General features: G+C 53.8%; 14 protein-coding genes. 8 read left to right on the forward strand and 6 right to left on the reverse strand.

The genetic code is table 11. The annotated features are described in order from the left end of the window. Positions 1 to 75: 75 nt before the first annotated feature. The 4 genes from pfkA to ABFB09_RS07440 all read left to right on the forward strand — a co-directional run bounded on the left by pfkA (position 76) and on the right by ABFB09_RS07440 (position 4,892). Positions 76 to 1,044: a 6-phosphofructokinase gene (pfkA, locus tag ABFB09_RS07425; RefSeq protein ID WP_347000873.1), complete on the forward strand. Its 969-nt coding sequence runs from the start codon at positions 76 to 78 to the stop codon at positions 1,042 to 1,044. A 99-nt stretch (positions 1,045 to 1,143) separates the two neighbouring features. Next, on the forward strand, positions 1,144 to 2,106 hold the full coding sequence (locus ABFB09_RS07430; protein ID WP_347000874.1) for an ornithine cyclodeaminase family protein: 963 nt from the start codon (positions 1,144 to 1,146) through the stop codon (positions 2,104 to 2,106). A 157-nt stretch (positions 2,107 to 2,263) separates the two neighbouring features. Continuing rightward, positions 2,264 to 4,207: a PAS domain-containing sensor histidine kinase gene (locus ABFB09_RS07435; protein WP_347000875.1), complete on the forward strand. Its 1,944-nt coding sequence runs from the start codon at positions 2,264 to 2,266 to the stop codon at positions 4,205 to 4,207. A gap of 10 nt (positions 4,208 to 4,217) precedes the next feature. Continuing rightward, positions 4,218 to 4,892: a response regulator transcription factor gene (locus ABFB09_RS07440; RefSeq protein WP_347000876.1), complete on the forward strand. Its 675-nt coding sequence runs from the start codon at positions 4,218 to 4,220 to the stop codon at positions 4,890 to 4,892. 62 nt (positions 4,893 to 4,954) lie between these two features. Here the strand turns inward: ABFB09_RS07440 and ABFB09_RS07445 are convergent, their stop codons facing one another. From ABFB09_RS07445 to argJ, 6 genes are all read right to left on the reverse strand, one after another. Beyond that, positions 4,955 to 6,067 (reverse strand): ATP-binding protein, encoded by a 1,113-nt coding sequence (locus tag ABFB09_RS07445; RefSeq protein WP_347000877.1) that lies wholly within the window; start codon positions 6,065 to 6,067, stop codon positions 4,955 to 4,957. 198 nt (positions 6,068 to 6,265) lie between these two features. Continuing rightward, positions 6,266 to 7,438, reverse strand: a complete 1,173-nt coding sequence (locus ABFB09_RS07450) for an MFS transporter (RefSeq protein ID WP_347000878.1) — start codon at positions 7,436 to 7,438, stop codon at positions 6,266 to 6,268. 312 nt (positions 7,439 to 7,750) lie between these two features. Then, positions 7,751 to 8,626, reverse strand: coding sequence for a hypothetical protein (locus ABFB09_RS07455; RefSeq protein WP_347000879.1), 876 nt, complete (start codon positions 8,624 to 8,626; stop codon positions 7,751 to 7,753). Positions 8,627 to 8,635: 9 nt separating this feature from the next. Further along, positions 8,636 to 9,838: an aspartate aminotransferase family protein gene (locus tag ABFB09_RS07460; RefSeq protein ID WP_347000888.1), complete on the reverse strand. Its 1,203-nt coding sequence runs from the start codon at positions 9,836 to 9,838 to the stop codon at positions 8,636 to 8,638. A gap of 16 nt (positions 9,839 to 9,854) precedes the next feature. Further along, positions 9,855 to 10,628: an acetylglutamate kinase gene (gene argB, locus ABFB09_RS07465; RefSeq protein WP_347000880.1), complete on the reverse strand. Its 774-nt coding sequence runs from the start codon at positions 10,626 to 10,628 to the stop codon at positions 9,855 to 9,857. Positions 10,629 to 10,741: 113 nt separating this feature from the next. Next, positions 10,742 to 11,947 (reverse strand): bifunctional glutamate N-acetyltransferase/amino-acid acetyltransferase ArgJ, encoded by a 1,206-nt coding sequence (gene argJ, locus ABFB09_RS07470; protein WP_347000881.1) that lies wholly within the window; start codon positions 11,945 to 11,947, stop codon positions 10,742 to 10,744. A 323-nt stretch (positions 11,948 to 12,270) separates the two neighbouring features. Between argJ and ABFB09_RS07475 the strand changes: the two genes are divergently transcribed. The 4 genes from ABFB09_RS07475 to ABFB09_RS07490 all read left to right on the forward strand — a co-directional run bounded on the left by ABFB09_RS07475 (position 12,271) and on the right by ABFB09_RS07490 (position 18,050). Beyond that, the gene (locus ABFB09_RS07475; protein WP_347000882.1) at positions 12,271 to 14,592 is read left to right on the forward strand and encodes a 4Fe-4S dicluster domain-containing protein; all 2,322 of its coding nucleotides are present in this window, start codon (positions 12,271 to 12,273) and stop codon (positions 14,590 to 14,592) included. Continuing rightward, positions 14,592 to 15,341: an NADH:ubiquinone oxidoreductase gene (locus ABFB09_RS07480; RefSeq protein WP_347000883.1), complete on the forward strand. Its 750-nt coding sequence runs from the start codon at positions 14,592 to 14,594 to the stop codon at positions 15,339 to 15,341. Before ABFB09_RS07475 ends, ABFB09_RS07480 begins: the two co-directional genes overlap by 1 nt. After that, on the forward strand, positions 15,329 to 16,600 hold the full coding sequence (locus ABFB09_RS07485; protein ID WP_347000884.1) for a Ni/Fe hydrogenase subunit alpha: 1,272 nt from the start codon (positions 15,329 to 15,331) through the stop codon (positions 16,598 to 16,600). Before ABFB09_RS07480 ends, ABFB09_RS07485 begins: the two co-directional genes overlap by 13 nt. Before the next feature lie 910 nt (positions 16,601 to 17,510). Further along, complete coding sequence (locus ABFB09_RS07490; RefSeq protein ID WP_347000885.1) at positions 17,511 to 18,050, forward strand: hypothetical protein; 540 nt, start codon at positions 17,511 to 17,513, stop codon at positions 18,048 to 18,050. The last annotated feature ends 159 nt before the right edge of the window (positions 18,051 to 18,209 follow it).

The raw sequence follows: 18,209 nt of genomic DNA on the forward strand, positions 1-18,209 counted from the left end.
TCGTTCATAAGAGAATGCCGATTTCACGGCCTGGTGCGTTATAATGGCGGTGACAATTGCAAAGCGAGGCGCCCCATGAAAAAGATAGCCGTTCTTACCAGCGGAGGCGATGCCCCGGGCATGAACGCCGCCATCCGGTCGGTAGTCCGATGTGGTCTCGCCGCCGGATGGGAAGTGTTCGGCATAAACCATGGTTATGCCGGACTCATTGCAGGAGTTTCTCAAAAACTTGGCCCCCGTGACGTTTCCGGGGTTATTCAGGCTGGCGGAACCATCCTGGGATCTTCCCGGTCACCTGAGTTCGAAACGGAATCCGGCCGGCAAAAAGCCATAGACAACCTGAGGAACAACCAAATAGAGGCCCTGGTGGTCATCGGTGGTAACGGTTCCCAGATGGGTGCCCATCTTTTGAATGAGATGGGATTCCCCACCGTCGGTGTGGCCTCCACCATCGACAATGACCTCTACGGCACCGACCAGAGCATCGGGGTGGACACCGCACTCAACATCGCACTTGAAGCCATCGACCGGCTCAAAGTAACAGCCTCGTCACACCAGCGCGCTCATATCGTGGAGACAATGGGCCGCAACCAGGGATATCTGGCTCTCATGGCTGGTATCGCCGGCGGTGCCGAGTACGTGGTCATCCCTGAGGTGGAAACCAGTCCCGACCTTATCGCTGAAGAAATCAAAAACACCTATCGCCGCGGTAAGTCCCACTGCCTTATCGTGGTAGCTGAAGGCGCTCACTGGAACGCCGAGCGGATACTGGAACATTTCCGCGAGAACAAGGAGTTGGGTTACTCGTTACGGGCCACGATCTTAGGCCACGTTCAGCGTGGGGGCGCACCGACCGCCTTCGACCGGTTGCTAGCCACCCGCGTCGGCGCTGCCGCAGTTCATGAAATCGAAGAAGGTCGTTCCGGCATACTCCTAGGGCTGTCATGCGGTGAAATCAAAGCGACGCCTTATACAGAGGTAACAAGCCATCGAAAGACACTTGATTTATCTATCTTGGATATTGCCGAAAAACTGGCGCGTTAGCTCATATTGTTCAAGCGAAATTAACCAAATTCAAACGCATACCCGGTGAAGGATGACCCCGGGTTGACAACCGCTGGCAGCCGGATTAAAGTTAGTTCGATGCCAACCCTGATACTCACCCGGCAAGATGTTTCCCGGCTTATCACCATGCCGGAAACATTAAAGGCTGTGGAGCGCGCGTTCACCGATTATGCTACCGGCCAGGCATCGATGCCCCCAAAAGCTTACCTCACCCTGGAAAAAGGCGATTTTCGAGCCATGCCTGCCGCAGTCCCGGGCGCGGCCGGAGTTAAGTGGATCAACGTTCACATGGGCAATACCGACAAGGGGTTGCCAAGCATCATGGGTATCATCATCTATTCCGACCCGGACACCGGCTACCCCCTGGCCATAATGGACGGTACCGAGATCACCGCCTATCGCACCGGCGCCGCCGCAGCAATCGCCAGCAAGCACCTAGCCCGGAAAGAAGCCCTGAGTCTCGGGCTTATCGGTGCCGGCAATCAAGCTGATACGCAGTTAATAGCCCATCTGGAGTATTTCCGTTTCGAAGAGATCCGAGTGTATGACCGGTCAACAGAGGCCGCGACTAAATTCAGGGAACGATTTGCCGGCAATCCGGTCAGAATCACATCCCTTGCCGAAGCGTGCGGCGCCGACATCGTCTGTACCCTGACGCCGTCACGCGCACCGTTTCTAAAACGCCAGTGGCTTAAACCGGGAACCCACATTAACGCCATCGGCGCCGACGCCCCGGGCAAGCAGGAACTTGAGCCGGATGTCCTGGAGGCCGCAACAGTGGTGGTCGACGATATTTACCAGTCCACACACGCCGGGGAACTTAACGTACTGATATCCACCGGCCTGTTTTCCGAAAAACAGATTTACGGCACGCTCGGTGAACTGACCTCAGGCCGAAAACCTGGACGCACTACTGACGATGCGATTACGGTCTTCGACTCTACCGGCTTGGCCATCCAGGATATTGCCTGTGCCCGCTTCATCTACGAAAAAGCACTGGCACAAGGCGCCGGGCATCAATTCGATTTCATCCGGGAATAACATTCCCTCGCACCTCGTAGATCTCACAACGCTTCATCAACTCGTTGCCATTAATCCGAACTTCAACTTCAAATAAACTCTGCGAAAAACCCGAATTAAGCATTGTAAAGGGACAAAATAAAGCATACAATAGGTTCAAATTATTAAGAAGTTGGCGATGAACAATAGCGGTACACATTATAGTGAATCAAGCCCGACCAAAGACGGGCTTTATCGCACCATATTCGACAAAGCCACTGACGCCATCCTGCTTTGGGAATATCTCGGTGAAGAGGCTGGTTTCCACATCGTCGAAGCAAATACGATGGCATGTGAACGTTATGGCTATACCCGAGAAGAATTCTTGAAGCTCAACAATAAAGACCTCAACACGCCAGAAAGCTATGAAGCCAACAAATCAGCCGGGAAACTCATTTTTGAATCAGGACACGGATCCTTTGAAATAGTACATAGGACCAAAGCCGGGCGCCCGATTCCATCCGAAGTCTCAGCCCGCCTCTTCAATGAGGGCGGAAGGACATTCATCGTTTCCATCGTTCGGGATATTACCAAACGAAGAGAACAGGAATCTTTAATCCGGCAGTTGGCCACCTATCCAATTTCCAACCCGAATCCAGTAATCAGAACCACTCCGGAAGGCCAACTAATTTTCGCTAATCCAGCCTCAGCGCCACTTCTCTTAACCTGGGGAGTAAAGCAAGGCGACCACCTGCCGTCACATTGGGTAAACATTCTCCGTGACACCTATGCATCCAATACGGCCGTAAATATGGAAGCGACATTCGGAAATCAAATATATTCCCTGAACATTTATCCTGACACGAACGATGGATATCTAAATATCTACGCCTTAGATATCACCCGGCGTAAAGAGATGGAAGAAGAACAAAAAAATAGCCGGGATTATTTGGAAAAACTCAATGATTCCCTTCCAGAAACTATCTTTATCGTACGCCGTCCGGAGCGCCACATTGAATATGTCAATAAACAAGTGGAGCAGATTTACGGCTATTCCCCCGCCGAGTGTTTGAGACGGACGCCGGAATTTCTCTTTGCGACCCGATCTGATTATATGAAACACAGCCGAAAAGTATCCAGCGCAATTCGCCATCGTCATTCGATGTTACGCACGGAAATGATCCAAAAACGAAAGAGTGGTGAACTTTTTCCATGCGAAGTAATCCAAACTTTTTCCAGGCGACCCGATAATTCGCTGGGAATAATCACCATTGTTCGAGACATTACCGAGCAACAAAAAATCCGGGCTGAGATTACCCGATACCAACAAGATTTGGAGCGTATGGTAGCTGCCCGGACCCAGGCGCTCGATGCAGAAATCGCGTCGCGACAAAAAGCCGAAGAAGAACTCAGGTCCATGTACGAACGGGAGCACTCACTAAGCTCCGCTCTCAAACAACAGATCGAAGAACGCATTCTCTTCACCCGGGCTTTGGTGCATGAACTCAAGACCCCGCTGACTCCGCTGTTGACCGCCTCTGATTTCCTGGAAAATCACCTGACCGACGACACCGCCCGGGGGTTTGCCCGTAATATCCGCACCGGGGCTCTCAATATGGAAAAGCGCGTCAACGAACTATTAGATTTGGCACGGGGGGAGGTCGGCACTCTGAAACTGGCATATCGGGACTTCGACCTAGTGTCTCTGCTGTCCGAGATTGCCGACTACATGGGTCCCGAGGCTAAACGTCGTGGCCAGCATCTTGAATTGGACCTGCCGGATCAGCCTGTTCAAATGCGAGGTGATCCCGACCGGTTGCGCCAGGTAGTTACCAATCTGCTAGCCAACTCGTTCAAGTTCACCCGCCAGAGCGGGCGTATTAAATTAAGCGCTGTTGCCGAACCAGACGGCGCCCTTATCGCGGTGAAAGATTCTGGCTCAGGCATCGAAGCCGCTGATCTGCCATATATCTTCCAGCCCTACCACCGAGGTCAAACTTCGGAAAAAAGTCGCCTGAGCGGTTTAGGACTCGGACTGGTTCTTTCAAAGATGATCGTCGAACTTCATGGCGGCCAAATATGGCTTAAGAGCGCCAAGGGTAAAGGCAGCACTTTCAGTTTTATAATCCCATATCACAAATAAGGAGGACCTCATGAGGATCTTAATCGTTGAAGACGACAGCGCCATCGTAGAATTGGTCAGTCTCTGTCTCAAGGTGAGCTGGCCGGACGCCAGGATCATATTCACAGGGCTGGTGGAAGAAGGAATCGAGCTCGCCGAAAAAGAGAACCCGGATCTCATCATCCTGGACCTGGGACTACCGGATAAGAGTGGCCTGGAACTACTTAAGGAAGTACGCCAGACATCATCCGTACCGGTCATCATCCTCACCGTGCGCGACGAGGAATCAGATGTTGTCCGCGGTCTTGAACTGGGCGCTGATGATTACATCACCAAGCCTTTCAGGCAGATGGAATTCGTCTCCCGGGCTAAAGCCCTCCTGCGCCGTCAACATGTCAGTGATGGCAGCACCCCTGTCACTATCGGACCCTTCCATTTTTCTGCCTCACGGCGCCAGGTGAGCTGTGGCGGGCACAGTATTAAACTCACGACGACCGAGGGAAAAATCTTATATTGCCTGGCCCAGAATAACGGAAAACCGGTGTCCCATCAGGCGCTTGCTATAACTATTTGGGGAGAACTGGTCCCGGACGCGGCGAATTCCATCAGGGTACACATCAGGAATCTACGTCAGAAGTTAGCTGAGATCGGCGTTAAAGACAGCGTGGTGACAAAATCAGGAACTGGTTATTTTCTCAAAAAATAAGCCACTTAGATTAAAGATCTGACACAGGAGTAATTATTATTTTATAATTTCAAGACTCTCGTTTAGTTCTCGGTGGCGTCGACCAAATCAACCGGTAATTCGACGGTGAACGTAGCGCCTTGTCCGTATACACTCTCAGCATAGATTCGCCCCTCGTTCTGTGTCACGATACCATGACAGACAGATAACCCGAGCCCGGTGCCCTGCCCGACTTCACGAGTAGTGAAAAACGGATCGAAAATCCGTTTCAGGTTTTCACCTTTTATGCCCGGTCCGGTATCTTTAAAAATGATAACAACCTTTTTGCCGCTGATTTCTGTTTTTACCTTAAGTCTGTTCGGAGGGTCTTTTGTCTTCATCTCAGTCAGAGCATTAATGGTGATGTTAAGAAAGACTTGTTGTATTTGGGATGCATCAGTCAGCACCCTCGGTAAGTCCGCTGCCAAATCAGTGACCACTTTAATATCGTTGCTCATGAATTCGTATGCTTGAAGCTCCAGCGTCGCCAGAACGAGCTTGTTAATATCGGTATATTCCCGCACCGGATGACGGGGCCGGGCGAAAGTCAAAAGGCGCCGTACGATACCAGCTACCCGTTGGGCACCCTCGTTAATTATGCGGACTTCATCACGAATGTCATCCGGTATCTGCCGTTGCGAAAGCAACTGAGCGAAACCGATAACTCCGGTCAACGGATTATTGATCTCGTGAGCGATACCGGAGGCCATTTCTCCGATACTGGCAAGATGTGCAGCCAAGTGCGCCTGATCTTCCAGTCTTCGTTTCTCATCTTCCGCTCGCTTCTGTGCGCTGATATCGGTCAGGATCCCCAACAGTTCACCTTGATTTTTTTTGCCGAGACTTCCCAGTTCCAGAAGGGCGGGCAATTCCACACCACCACAGGTCATGATTCGACATTCGCGGGGTGCCGGAATTATCCCAGCCATACTTTGGTTCAAATCTTCTATTACCGCCGTTCGGAATTCTTCGGCGAACATGGTAATAATATCAAAATCCCCTAAGTTCGAACCTCCGATGCAGTATCCTGAAATAATCTGAAACTTCCGGTTCGCGTAAACGACTTTTCCTGCCCGTAATACAAAAACAAGGTTCGGCACCAATTCAGCCAAAGTGCGAAAGTGAGCCCCACTTATACTCACCGACTGATTTTTCATATGGTAACCGTGGTTCCACCCTTCCGGTTATTAAAAGTCACGCCTCCACTTTATCCTGCTAGTGATGGACTGTCAACAGAAATCCGGGTGCCCCATACTATCGTACTATTCGGCAATCAACTATGTGAAGTCTAACCTGATATGATGCCATCATTGCTAAAGTTATTCCAAATGTAAAAGTAATGAATAATTTTTTCCCTAGGTTATGCCCGGTGTTCGATAGCGTTGTTTACCCCACTTGTAAAAGGCAAATCCTGCTAACATGATAACCGCGGCGATCGGTGCCCATAGGCTCATTTGACCGTCCGGGGCCGTCCTATCCAGCAAAGCGCCACCCAATGTCGGTCCCAGCGATATACCCAATGTCTCTGCTAATCCATAAAATCCCTGGTATCGTCCGCGCCAACTGGGAGGTGAAAGCTCTGCTACCACTGTCATGCTTACCGGTGAAAACAGGATTTCTCCCAACGTAATTATTCCCATCGCCATCAGGGCTAATCCATACGGCCCCACGAGTCCCAGTGACAAATACCCGACGGCATACACCATCATCCCGATGAATAGTGCTCTGGCGTGGTTCATCTTGCCCACCCACCGTGCTGCGGGATACTGAAGCGCCACTACCAGGACAGCGTTCAGCGTTAATAACGAGCCATACTGGATCGTGGTGAAACCGATTCGATCAACGGTATAGACGGAGAGTGTGCTGATGAACTGACCCAACCCCATAAAAGCGATAATGCTGATAAGAGTGAACCCAAGGAAAGTCCGATCTCGCGCGGTAGTCAATATCGCACCTAACGATATTTTTTCGGGATTGAAAGTGGCGGAGCTCTCTTTAAGATTGAAATAGGTTACCGCCAATGCGATGCCGCTGATGACCGCGGCGACACCGAACAACCACGCATACGAGGCGACTAGCCAGAAATATCCTCCGATGACCGGCCCGAATCCAAACCCTAAGTTTTGGCCCATACGCAGCAGACCATAACCTTCGGCAAGACGCCCTTTAGGCATAAGATCGACAACGAGCGCCGAGGTGGCTGGGCGTGCTGCCATTAGCCCGCAACGCACGAGGATGTATGAGCCCACGATACTCCACACCGGCGCGTCGATGCTCACTAGTACAGCCATGACGATATAGATAGCACAACCGAGAGACATGCTCCAGAGAATAAGCGGCCGTCGTCCAAACCGATCGGATAGCATTCCGGCGTACATCTGCGCCGCAGCCGCGACCAGGCCGCTGACCAGGATAAACAACCCCACCACTGTCATCGGGATATCACGTTGTTGATGCAGGTAAAGTGAAAGAAATGGCAGCGTTAAGGAGAACCCGGCTGAGTTCAGAATGCCAATAAGCGTGACCAACCAGACACCTGGTGGAAAGCGTCTGAATAAAGGTCGCGAAAACAACCCCTTAAGGTTGCCTGGAGGTAGGTCAGTTTCCGACAATTGATTATTTCCAATTAACTCTTATATATTGAAAAATGTCCATTAGTGTACCCCGAACTAGAATTTTTAGCAAGGACACATACAACCATTCTGATGATTTAATTATCAGACAGTGAATCCATCCGATGTCCTTGTCAAAGGAGTTAACCGGAAAGATTTCCCGTCAATTTACGGAGGATTAACAGTTACTATTCGAGGCACTAATGCCCGAACCTGAATCGTGGTGGTTCAACATCCATCAAGATGTTCTTCGAGAAATTGGGCCACTTTCTCCCGTATCAAGGGGTAATCGTGCCAATTATAGTCATGCCCAGGCGCACCGATATACAGCAAAATGTTGCCGGCGGCTTGTCTGCCCTTACCCCGTAAAGCATCGAAATTAGCTTTAAAAGCACGTCGCCAGTGACCGTAGCTGAAGGCATCCGGCACTTTACCGTTGCTTCTAAGATTAAGAATGCGTTCGGTCGTTAGGCTGTCATACCAGAATGGCGGTCCCAATTCTATGCTGAACAACCGCGGTTCATCGGGTAACAGACGCATCACCTGATTAGACATTACGGTGCCGTTGCTTTCGGCGGTCATGAGTATTCTCAAATCCGGCAGATAGCGCCATAAAAATCGCAGCCGTTGCGTCAGTTCCTTCGGCTTGGCGATGGACCTGGCTCCGGAGTTCAATATCTCACTGATATAGCCCCGGAGAGTTCTGTAAGCACGCTGATAGCTGAGGACGGTCACGGCACAGCCGCGCGATGACAGGTGTGATTCGATAGCGTTTACGATGGAGGCGTAGCCGGAAGCTTTTTCCAGGGAAGTCCAGCCATAGCCGCCGGAATTAAACAAGACTAAGATATCGGTATCCCGCAGCGCCCGGTACGTGGCCAGCATGTCGGCGGCCAGACTGAGTTGTTTGGTCCGGTTGCGCCGGTGTAGCATTTTAGCTGTTGCCATGGCGTCGTCGCGGACAGGTTGAGGTATTTCAGCCGGCGTACCAGCTGGTAGTGCCGTGCCGCCCCGTGCCTGTCTCATCACACCAGGTTCGGGTGTCTGCCAACTCAAACTTACCAGAACACCAAGTAGTATGAGGAAGAATAACGCGATCAACATGAAATGGAATTACCCGATTTCACACGACTCCAGGCGAACGATGGCGGTATTCAACGATTCTACTGCTTCATCGATCTCCTTTTGAGTGATAGTAAGTGCCGGCATCAGTCTCAACGCATTGGGTTTGACGTCATTGACCAAAAGACCGCTCTCCAGACATCTGCGCGCCAGATCTTTTGCGACATCCCGTTGGAATTGAACTGCCGTAAGCAAACCTTTTCCCCGCACTTCAGTGATGAGGGCGGGATGTTTTCTCTTAAGTTCGGTAAGTCTTTCTACCAAATATTGCCCCATCTCGTGGGCGTTACGAGGTACGTCATTATCTATCATGAACTTGATGGTGGCGTAGGCAGCGGCGCAGGTAACGGGGTTGCCGCCGAAGGTCGAACCATGCTCCCCAGCCGAAAAAACCGAAAATTTATTCTTGGCCATAATGGCTCCGATGGGCAACCCGCCTCCCAGGCCTTTAGCCAGGGCCATGACATCCGGTTCAATCCCGTAAAGCTGGTGGGCAAATAACGCGCCTGCCCGGCCGATACCAGTCTGTATCTCGTCCAGGATCAATACAATCCCTTTTTCGTCACACCACTGGCGAACTTCCTTGAGATAGCCCGGGGACGGCACATTCACTCCGCCTTCACCCTGCACCGGTTCCAGCATCACGGCGCATACAGTATCGGTGGTAGCCTGTTTGATGGCCTCGATACTGTTGAACTCCACATTGATAAAGCCCGAAGGCAGCGGGGTGTACGGCTGCTGGTACTTTAGTTGCCCCGATGCCGACACCATCGCCAGCGTCCGCCCGTGAAAAGACCCCGTGGTGGTGATGACTTCGTAGGCGCCGCCGAGATGCAGCTTACCGTAACGTCGCGCCAGCTTGACCGCTCCTTCCGAAGCTTCAGCGCCGGAGTTGCAAAGGAATATCTTGTCGAGTGAGCTATTTTCGATGAGTATCTCAGCCAATTGTAATTGGGGGAGAGTATAGTAGTGATTCGACGTCTGTATAAGCTCGCCTACCTGACGGCGCACCGCTTCCACGACAGCCGGGTGACAATGACCCAGGGAATTCACCGCCCACCCGGCTACAAAATCCAGGTAACGCCGGCCGTGTTCATCCCAAACATAGCTGCCCTCGCCCTTGACGATGGCTAGCGGCGCCCGCTCAACCGTGCTCATGAAATATTTTTTTTCCTGCTCCACCCAGTTCATAATATGGCTCCCTCTTTATCTAAGCGATGATCGAGGTCCCGGTTCCACCCTGAACCACCTCATTATAAAGGATATGCGGTTCTTTTCCATCGACGATGCTGGTGACGGTGCCCGCGGCACTGGCCCGCCGGGCAGCGCGGATCTTGGGTATCATGCCCCCTGTCGCAACGCCGGTGTTAACCAAGGCCTCAGCATCCCGCGCGCTGATCGATTTGATAAGATTGCCGTCCGAATCTTTGATACCGGGCACATCGGTGAGGAAAACCAGGCGCCCAGCCTGCAGTGCCGCGGCCAGTTCCCCGGCCACCGGATCACCGTTGATATTGAGCAGTCGTACCGGATCGTTGTCGTCATTCAAGGAGACCGGGGAGATCACCGGCACCATGTCATTATCCTGTAGTGCTATAATGACCGTCGGATCGACACGCGTCGCGTCGCCCATAAATCCCCAATCAGCACCGCGTGCCTTGCCATGAATAAGACCGCCATCAACGCCGGACAACCCCACCGCTTTTACGCCGAGGTCAAGAAGCATAGCTGTGGTTTCCTTGTTGACCAATCCCGAGAGGACCGCGGTCACCACTGCCAGACTCTCCTTATCGGTTACCCGCTCACCCGTGACTAGCCTGGTAGGCAAGCCGAGGCGGTCCAGCCAGCTGTTGACCACAGCTCCCCCGCCATGGACGACCACCGGGCGCCAGCCCTCCCGCTTCAAACGGGCAACATCTTCAAGGGATGTATCGCGACTGCCCAGCACCGACCCGCCTAATTTGATTACGATGGTTTTATTCATTATGTTGTCCCTGGTGCTTCGATCTCCGGGTTTGATCCTTGATCAAGGTTGGGTCGGCCAATCGACGATTTCGATGCCTTTCCTTATCCGATGAAAATGCCAAACCCTGAACATCAGGTCGTATAGTCAGCGTTTATCCTGATATATTCCTCACTCATATCGCAGCCCCAACCGGTTGCTGATGCTTGCCCCAGTCCCAGATCGAGTTCAATGAAAACATCAGACTGCCGTAATCGTGTCGAGGCTTCCTTTTTATCAAACGGCTGCGGTGTTCCACCGGCCAATACGCAGATCCCACCGAACGTCAAACTCACCTTTTCGAGTTCGAAATACGCTCCACTGCGACCGGCCGCCGCCACGATCCGTCCCCAATTAGGATCGGCGCCGTAAACTGCTGTTTTAACCAGAGGAGAAGACAGTACCGTCCTGATAACCTTGCGAGCATCCGCTACCGAATACGCACCGGTTACAGTCAATTCTATGAGCTTGGTGGCGCCTTCGCCATCTCGGGCGATAGCTTTCGCCAGGTGAATGCAGACATATTCAAGCGTATGAACAAACGCGTGATAAGCGCCATCCCCATCTTTCAATTCAATCCCGGATGCGCCGTTCGCCAATAGAAAGACGCTGTCGTTGGTAGAGGTATCACCATCGACAGAAATGACATTGAATGACTTATCAACCGCTTTGTGGAGTTCGTCCCGCAGCATTTTCCCGTCGATGCTCACGTCAGTGGTAATAAAAGCAAGCATAGTGGCCATATCCGGATGGATCATCCCGGAGCCCTTAGCGCAGCCGCCGACGGTAAAACCGTACTCCGGAGAGCGCACGGCTATCTCTTTGGGCACCAGGTCGGTGGTCATGATCGCCCTGGCGAAACCGGCTCCGCCATCGCCGGACGGGATCAACTTCTTGATGCCGGCTTTGACTTTCTCCATGGGCAATTGGACGCCGATGACGCCGGTGCTGGCGACGAGGACTGTTACGGAATCAAGCTCAAATCGGTCGGCGGCAAGTTCAGTCATCGTCCGGGCGTTCTCGTATCCTGTCTTCCCGGTACCGGCATTGGCGCAACCGGCGTTGACGATGATAGCGCGCGCCTGCCCGAACCGTAGATGTTCCTCCGACAAAACCACCGGCGCCGCCCGAAACTGGTTGAGGGTAAAAACGGCCGCGGCGTTAGCCGGCCGATCGGAGATGACGAGCGCCAGATCAGGAGCGTTTAAAGCGCTTTTTATACCCGCGGCAACTACCCCTGCGCTGAAACCGGCAGCAGAGGTGACAGACCCACCGGGAATTACCTTAAATCTAGAAATCATAGAATGATGATAGAATATAGCATAGCTCTCAAGAACGGGCAAAGGCATTCCCGATGCTTCGTTGCAGACTCTCCTTCGAATCGGCAGAACTATGCCGTAATTTCGAGGAAATCAACCAGGGGGATCATACTTATACTGCCAAATTTCGTTCAAGCTAATACGGAATATTCCCGGAATATTCGCCGGTTATTCCCCAACAAAACACTAGCCAAGTACTAGGACTTATGATATACTCATTGCGCTTCTTAAGGCTTGGTCAGAAGACCGGGCTACTTCCAGCGACACATCTCACTGCGGCGACTAATCGAATTAAGGGGGAGCCCATGCCGGAAAACTCAGTACTCATCGTCGATAGCGACCCAGCTATCAGGGACACCGCCACCTGGCTCAAAGGAGCCGGTTTTCGTGTCTCCACCGCCTCGACCGGGGAAGAAGCCCTGAACCTGATCGATAACCAGGACTTCAGCGTCATGCTTCTGGACATGCATCTGCCGGGCAAACACGGCCTGGGGGTGCTCAGGGAAGTCAAGGTCAAGCGTCCCTGGCTCCAGACCATCGTCACCACCGACCACCCATCTGTGGAATCAGCCACGGAAGCCTTGAGACAGGGCGCGGTAGACTACCTGGTCAAGCCGGTCTCGCCTCAGGACCTGGCCCAACTGGTCAAGGACACCATCAAATCCGCCGCCTCCAAGCAAAAAATCGCTTCCATCCAGATCAAAGCCAAAGCAGCCCCAAGCAAGATCATCCCCCAGACCACCTTCGTCATCAGCCGCGACAGCCTCAAAAACCTGGTCAACAGCCTGATCAAGGAACGCCAGGCTATCGGCGTCAAGGCGAAACAGGGCAAATTCAGCTTCGACAAGATCAAGAGCTTCGACGACCTGACGCTGGATTATGACGTCACCGTCAACCCGCCTTCCGCCTTTTTCATCCCCGCCTGCGAAACCATCCTGCGCTACAAGATGGGCGACAACCCGGAGATCACGCCGGTAACCGACACCACCCCCCGCGTTCTAATCGGGGTTCATCCGGATGACATCAACGCCATAAACCTGCTCGATGAAGTCTTCATGACCGGAAACCCGGACCCCAATTACACCGCTCGCCGCCAGAATACCCTGATCATCGGCGTGGATGTGCTCACCCCACTGCCTAACTCCTTCGCTCCTAGCATGAGCTCCCATGTCGCTGAGAGTGGTTTCGATTTGCTGCTGACCGACATCGGCAACGCCAGCTACATGGTCACAGTGGGTTCCGAAGCCGGCGCCCAGGTGCTGGCCAAATACGCCCAGGTGCGGGAGCCGACAGTGGCCGAAACAGCCCGCCAGAAACAGGTGCGAGAAGAAGCGCTATCCAAGTACCGCCTCTTCCTGGATATGCCGCGTGAGAAGATCCCGCATCTGCTGGAAAACAATTACGATAACCCCTATTGGTTGTCCCGCTCCGAGAGTTGTCTCAACTGCGGCTCCTGCATCATGGTCTGCCCCACTTGCTTTTGCTTCGATGTCCAGGACGACGTCTCCCTGAACATGGTCGACGGCGAGCGGGTCAGGAAGCCGGATGGCTGCATGCTGGTGGACTTCTCCAAGGTCGCCGCGGGCGCCAACTTCCGCGGTGACAAGATGAGTCGCTTCCGCCACCGCATGTACCACAAGGGCAAGTATATCCTGGACCGCTACGGCAAGTTCGGCTGTGTCGGCTGCGGCCGCTGCTCCGTCACCTGCCTGGCTGAGATCGCCAGCCCGCTGGAGGCTTACAACGCCATCGCCGCCAGTGAAAAGACCAAGGAAAAAGCGCGGCGCACCATCACTAACACCCGCCCTGAGCCGGAGCTTTACCTGCCCCACCTGGCCAACATTGAAAAGGTTACGGCGCTTTCCGGCCGCGAGAAGCTTTTGGAGTTCAAACTCAAGGACGGCACGGCCCTCGGCCACCGGCCGGGCCAGTTCGTCGAGGTATATGTCTTCGGTATCGGCGAGTCGCCGATCTCACTGACCTCTTCGCCGACCAGGGACCACACCTTCGAGGTGGCGGTCAGAAACGTCGGCAACGTCACCGGCGCCCTGCACCGGCTCGAAGCCGGCGCCCCGGTGGGCATCCGCGGCCCCTTCGGCAACGGCTTCCCGCTGGAACAGATGGAAGGCAAAGATCTGCTCTTCATCGCCGGCGGCATCGGTATATTCCCGCTGCGCTCCCTCATCCAGTACGTCCTCGACCGTCGCGAGTCCTACGGCAAGATCAACCTTCTCTTCGGCGCCCGATCGCCGGCGGAGCGGGTCTTCGCCGACGATATGGCGGAATGGGCCGCCGCCCCGGACGTCACTTTCATGGAGACAGTCGATAAGGGCGATGAGAACTGGACGGGCAACGTGGGCGTCATCACCACGCTCATCCCGAAGATCCAGTTCGATCCTAAGCGCACCGTCGCGGTGGTGGTCGGCCCGCCGATCATGTACCGTTTCGTCATCAACGAACTCAAGAAGCGCGACATGGCTGACGACAACATCATCGTTTCCCTGGAGCGCAAAATGAAATGCGGCGTCGGCAAGTGCGGCAACTGCCAGATCAACGGCGTCTATGTCTGCCAGGAAGGCCCGGTCTTCAGTATGACCCGGCTACGGACTTTAAGGGAGGCCATCTAATGAAACCTAAAGTGGCATTTTTCGACTTCACCAGCTGCGAAGGTTGCCAGCTGGACGCGCTGAACCTGGATGTCGGCGAGGTATTGGGACTTTTAGGCGCCGTGGACATCGTCAACTTCCGTGAGGTCAAGACCGACCGCTCCGACGATTACGACATCGCCTTCATCGAGGGCTCCATCACCAAGGAATCTGAAATCCCGCGCATTCAGGCTATCCGCGCCCAGGCTAAAGTGCTGGTCGCCCTGGGTGCCTGCGCCTGCACCGGCGGCGTCAACTGCATGAAGAATGCCTACCCCATGGAAGACCTCCTCAAGGGGGTTTACGGGGAATGCGCCGAATACTACAACACCATCCCGGCCCGCCCGGTGAGTGCCGTGGTGCCGGTGGACGCCTACATCCGCGGCTGCCCGCCGACCACCGCCGAGTTCGTCAACGTGGTGAAATCATTGCTCCTCGGCAAACGCCCCGACCTGCCCAACTACCCGGTGTGCACCGAATGCCGTATCGCCGGCAACGTCTGCGTCTTTCAGCGCGGCGGCACCTGCATCGGACCGGTCACCCGCGGCGGCTGCGAGGCGCTGTGCGTCAGTTCCGGGCGGTTCTGTTGGGGCTGTCGCGGCCTGGTCGATGATCCCAACACCAATTCCGAGAAAGACATCCTGGCCCGCTACGGCCTCACCATCGACCAGATACTGGAACGGTTCAAGATTTACAACTCCTATTCGGAGGTTTCCAAATGTCAGAGCTAAAGATCAAGGTAAACCAACTGACCCGCGTCGAGGGTCACGGCAACATCCACCTGGAGGCCACCGACGGCAAGCTGGACCGGGTGCTGTGGGAAGTCACCGAGTCCCCGCGGTTCTTCGAGTGGATGCTCAAGGGCCGTAATTATGATGACGTGTCCACCATCTCTTCCCGCATCTGCGGCATCTGTTCCATCTCTCACACCACCGCCTCCCTGCAGGCCACCGAGTCCGCCTTCGGCATCAAGCTGACCGAACAGGCCTGGCTCCTCCGGAAGCTCCTGTACGACGCTGAAATGCTGGAAAGCCACGTGCTGCACGTGCTGTTCCTTATCGCCCCGGACTTCCTGGGCGCCGATTCGGTCATCCCGCTGGTAGCCACCCACGGCGATATCATCGTCATGGCGGTGCGCCTGAAGAAACTGGCCTACAACCTGGCCGAGGTACTGGCTGGCCGCAAGACTCATCCCATCACCCCCATCGTCGGCGGCTGGAGCAAGCTGCCCGATGTCGACGAATTGAAGGCCATCCGCGAGCGCCTGGAGAAAGCCATGGAAGACATGGACACCATGGTGGCGGTGGTCAAGTCTGTCGCCCCGATGATCCCGGATTTCCAGCGGCCGACCGAATACATCGCCCTGAAAGACCCCAAGGAATATTCCTTCATCACCGGCAAGATCGCGTCGTCCGACGGCGGCACCTTCGACCTGGTGGACTACAAGCAGATCACCAACGAGTTCTGCGTTCCCCATTCATCGTCCAAGTTCGCCAAGCACAGCCGGGACTCCTACATGGTGGGCGCGCTGTCCCGCTTCAACCTCAACTCGGAGCAGCTTCTGCCCCGGGCCAAGAAGGCCGCCAAGGAACTGGGCATGAAAGCCCCCATCCACAATCCGTTCTTCATCTCGGTGGCCCAGACCGTGGAGACGGTGCACGCCATGGAAGACGCTATCAACATCATCGACAAGCTGCTGGCTCGCGGCCTCCATGAAGAAGAGGTCAAGGTCAAACCCCGCGCCGGCCGCGGCGTGGGCATCGTCGAGGCGCCCCGCGGCCTGCTCATCCATGACTACACCTATGATGAGGCCGGCAACATCGTCTCGGCCAACTGCATCATCCCAACAGGCCAGAACCATCTCTCCATCCAGAAGGATTTCGACGCCCTGGCGCCGACCATCCTGGAAAAACCGGAGGACGAGATCCGGCACACCCTGGAGATGCTGGTTCGCGCCTACGATCCGTGTATCTCCTGCTCGGTGCATTAGCGCCACGCAGTTGGCAACGCAGGGGCGTCCCGAAAGGGGCGCCCCTCTTATTTTCCGCCGCGAAACGGCATGCCGGGGTATTCAGTTGTTAAAACGTGTTCGGCGGGCGAACCCGGTTGTTGATGAGTGTTACGTAGTAGTTGCGGCGACATCCGTTGCGCCAAAAATAATAATTCATAAAACAATTCCGGCGCTTAGCTTTGGGCTAAACGTGAGATTCGATATTTGAATCGAATCCCGGTTCCGGAAAAAACCGCGTGCGCGTGTTCTGATTGCCGGGCTAACCGCCCCGACGGTGGTGGTGGTACCGATTCATTTTGTGGAAACAATTCTGTACTGGTGTTCTCTATATTCATGGGATAATGATAAGGGGCGGGGGCGGAATTGTCAATGGGATTTTGGCGGGTTTTTGAAATAAATAAATTTCTATAGTTGAGGCGGCTGTTCCGGTTTTCGATTACGAGCATATAACTACGTATATATCAGGGGCGGCAAGCAGCATTAATGCCGCGCCGCCGTAGAAAAGCGCTTGAATCACTGTGTTGCTAATGTCCATCTGGGAGAAAAGCAAAAGGAAGTCCTCGGGGGGGGGACTTCCCATCGTTCTCCCGGCTATTCAGCCCGATTATTGTGGTCTATGCTTGAATATTTTAGGCGTCGGTTGGGGCGGTGTCAAGGGGGGTGGGCGTTTAGGGGAAATCGGTGGGTGTGCGGCGGGGTTCGGAGTCAAAATGAAAAGTGGAGCTGAGGGGCTATAGCTAGAACCACAATTGCTGTAACCAAAAGATTTTATGATCATTCTGGTAAGAATCTGGTAAGAGCCATTCATCTATAGTCTCATCATCGTATCATTTTGGATTAGTGAAAACGCGATAAACCCCGTACCGTTAGTAAAAAAGGAGATGCACCGGTGAAAAGAATAGTAGGTTGGGCAAAACCATCATTTCGTAATTTTATCTGTTCTCTGGTGTCGCTGTTATTAATTGTCTACCTCGGTCCAACCACTATCGAAATTGATGCATCCACCGCGGTAATACCGCCCCAGCCTTCGTTATCGATACCTGCCTGGATACCGACTTCAGCACCTCAGGCGCCAATCCAGCAGTCACCGCCCATGATCTCTACCGCACTCGTGACTCCGGACGAAAATGCCGTTGTTTCATCTGCTTCCGGCAATATTTCACTTTCCATCCCCAAAGGTGCGGTTGACTCAACAGTTGAAATACAAATTACGGAATTTGGCACCGAATACTCCCCGGGCATGAAGATGGTAAGCCTTTTTGAATTGACAGCAACGATGAAGGATTCTGAAAAACGGGTTTCCCAATTCAACAAGAGTATTCAAATCACATTCAAACATAGTATCGGTGATTTCCAAGGTATCGATACAAGTTTGTTGCGTTTGTACTGTCTTGACGAAAAAACGCTTCAATGGCAACCGCTATCTTAAGCCCATCATCCATAGGTGGTCTAACGCTTACTAACAGCGGTAGTGGATACACCACCGCCCCCAGCGTTTCGTTCTCAGGCGGCGGTGGATCAGGCGCTACGGCTACCGCTACCTTGTCCCCGACATCACTGGCTGGCCTCAACCTCCTCAGCGGCGGCA

It is taken from the genome of Dehalogenimonas sp. THU2, assembly GCF_039749495.1.
Lineage (GTDB): Bacteria > Chloroflexota > Dehalococcoidia > Dehalococcoidales > Dehalococcoidaceae > Dehalogenimonas.